A 2,520-nucleotide genomic window follows, 5' to 3' on the forward strand; every position below is an offset into this window, starting at 1 on the left:
CAAACTTCGGCCATGCTGACGAACTGGAAAAAACAGAAAGATTTAGATTTTCTTACTCAAGTAAGCAGTGTACCATTGCAGCAAGGCGGTAGTCCATTTACAAACTGCTTTCACCAACTTTTTTAGTGGCCGTGCTAAGTACCCGAAATTCAAGAAAAAACGTAATGGCGGCAGTGCTGAATTCACAAAATCTGCATTTAAGTGGAAAGATGCTCAAGTAGATCTAGCGATCGGGTGCAGAACCATTACCCATTAGATGGAATAGGCAACTACCACCAGGTTGTGTACCTAGTACAATTACTGCCAAACTTGACCCAAGTGGTAGATGGTCTGTATCTTTGAGGGTTGATGACATCAGAGATTTGAGGCTTAAGCCGACTAACAAACAAATGGGCATTGACTTAGGCATCACCAGCCTTTTAACTACAAGTGATGGAGAAAAAGTTGCTAACCCAAAGAATCTTCAGAAGTTACATAAAAAGCTCAGGTTAACCCAGAAATCCCTATTTAGGAAAACCAAGGGGTCTAACAACTATCAGAAAGCCAGGCTGAAAGTTGCCAAGATACACGCCAAGATTAAAGATTCAAGGCTTGACTATACCCACAAACTGACATACGTCGCCAATCCGACGGCTCCCCTACGACTAATAAGAGAAAACCAAACTATAGTAGTTGAGGATTTAGCTGTGAACAACATGGTCAAAAACCACAAATTAGCTAGAGCTATCAGTGATGCTAACTGGTCAGAATTAGTCAGGCAATTAGAGTACAAAGCTCAATGGTATGGACGGGAATTAATCAAGATTGACCGATATTTTCCTAGTGCCTCTTTCAGAGGAGCTGCCTCTTACAGAGGAGCTTAGCTAACGCTAACAAAGCGTTGCTCTAATTGTGGGTGTATATTAGAAAAATTACCTTTAAGGGTAAGAGAGTGGGACTGCCCAGAGTGTGGTAGTCACCATGACCGGGATATCAATGCTGCAATTAACATTTTGGCTGCTGGACTAGCAGTGTCAGCCTGTGGAGCGACTGTAAGACCTTCTGGGAGTAAATCTCGTTTATGCGAGTGCTATGTTAGCGCAGCTCCTCTGCAAGAGGCAGCAGGAAACCCCTAACAGCGATGCTAGGGAATCCCGCGCTGTCTCCTAGAGCAGCGTCGGGAGGATGTCAAGGAATATACAACTACTAAACCAGATTTAGTTGAGATTTTGGGTAATTGTACAATCTTCTACTCAGATTACCTAAATAACACGGGAGCATGAAAGCCATCGTCTTTTAAGCGATGGATGAAAGGCGAGTCGTCGGATTTTAATCCGAAGTATTTTATTTTACCGAAAAGCGACGTTGAAGCTCCTCCGTGTTTGAACTGGGACATAAAAATAAGAGAGTTATTTGGACTAGACAACTTTAGTTATCCTCTGTTACTATGATCGACAATAACTTTTCACTCCGCCCGTTTCAAATGTACTGTTGTCAGCAAGTTTTAGTAGGTAAAAATCCTGAATTAATTGCTATCTTAAAATTCTTGTGCGAACAGTCTCACAAACTAACTAACATGGGAATATATTATGGCAGACAATTATATTTTAAGTCTCACAAAACCCTGGGTAAGTATGACGCATGAAAAAGTCTACAAAAAGAACAACCACTATAAAGTTTTATATTCGCTCTTCAGCGCAACAAATCTTGAGAACTGTAGCGGAATCATTTCGCTCTTCAGGATGGTCTAATTAAAGCGTATAGTTCAGGTAAAATCTCAGACAGACCAAGGATTCCTAACTACATAAAAAAAGGGGGAATGGCTACAGTTAGTTCCCCTTTTCAAGCATTAAAACTTAAAGATAATCAAATTAGAGTACCACGCTTAGAATACCTGTAAACGCTGGTTTGGAGTAGATAGCTTTTTAATTCCAATGCCTAGTATAAGAGCATTTTCTGCTATTAAAGAACTGAGAATATTACCGAGGAACAGATGTTTTACCCAAGAATTTATCTATGAAAAAGAAGTAGTAATTAAACCTCAATTAAATCAAGATAATGTCTGAGGAATAGACCACGGTGTAAATAATTTGTTGACCTGTGTATCCAATGTAAATACGAGTTTGATAGTAGATGGGAAACAGATTAAATCAATGAATCGTTGGTACAACAAACAGATATCAACTATTAAAGAAAATCAACCTTTGGGATTTTGGTCAAATAGACCAGCTGCCATTACAGAAAAGCGTAACCGCCAAATTCGATTTGGGTATAAATAAAGCAGCCAGAATAGTATAGTAATTAATCATTGCGCACAAAAATCAGATTGGTACAATTGTTTTTGGTTGGAATAAAGGTCAGAAAAATCAAATAGATAATGGTCATAAAAGTAATTCATAATTTGTACCAATTCCGACAGCTAGACTCAAAGAAAGAATAGCTCAGTTGTGGGATGAATATGGAATAATATTTATAGAAACACCAAGAGAGTTATACAAGTATAGCTTCATTTTTAGATGGTGACCATCTGCCTATTTATGG

The 2,520-nt window shown here is 38.8% G+C and carries 3 protein-coding genes and 1 pseudogene; all 4 read left to right on the forward strand.

Annotated elements, in window-relative coordinates; genetic code table 11:
- The first annotated feature begins 296 nt into the window (after window positions 1–296).
- A pseudogene (locus tag F6K22_RS38535) lies at window positions 297–1,115 on the forward strand (RNA-guided endonuclease TnpB family protein).
- A gap of 311 nt (window positions 1,116–1,426) precedes the next feature.
- Entirely contained in the window at window positions 1,427–1,624 is a 198-nt protein-coding gene (locus tag F6K22_RS38540) for a hypothetical protein (RefSeq protein WP_293110184.1), read from the forward strand.
- Between the two features lie 289 nt (window positions 1,625–1,913).
- Window positions 1,914–2,045, forward strand: coding sequence for a hypothetical protein (locus F6K22_RS38545; RefSeq protein ID WP_293110186.1), 132 nt, complete (start codon window positions 1,914–1,916; stop codon window positions 2,043–2,045).
- Between the two features lie 3 nt (window positions 2,046–2,048).
- Window positions 2,049–2,258, forward strand: a complete 210-nt coding sequence (locus tag F6K22_RS42800; RefSeq protein WP_363275363.1) for a hypothetical protein — start codon at window positions 2,049–2,051, stop codon at window positions 2,256–2,258.
- Window positions 2,259–2,520 lie beyond the last annotated feature (262 nt).

Source organism: Okeania sp. SIO2F4 (assembly GCF_010672385.1).
Classification (GTDB): Bacteria; Cyanobacteriota; Cyanobacteriia; order Cyanobacteriales; family Microcoleaceae; genus Trichodesmium.

Coding starts and splice junctions, on each gene's coding strand:
- F6K22_RS38540 (WP_293110184.1), top strand. CDS start 1,427: ATGATCGACAATAACTTTTCACTCCGCCCGTTTCAAATGTACTGTTGT.
- F6K22_RS38545 (WP_293110186.1), top strand. CDS start 1,914: ATGCCTAGTATAAGAGCATTTTCTGCTATTAAAGAACTGAGAATATTA.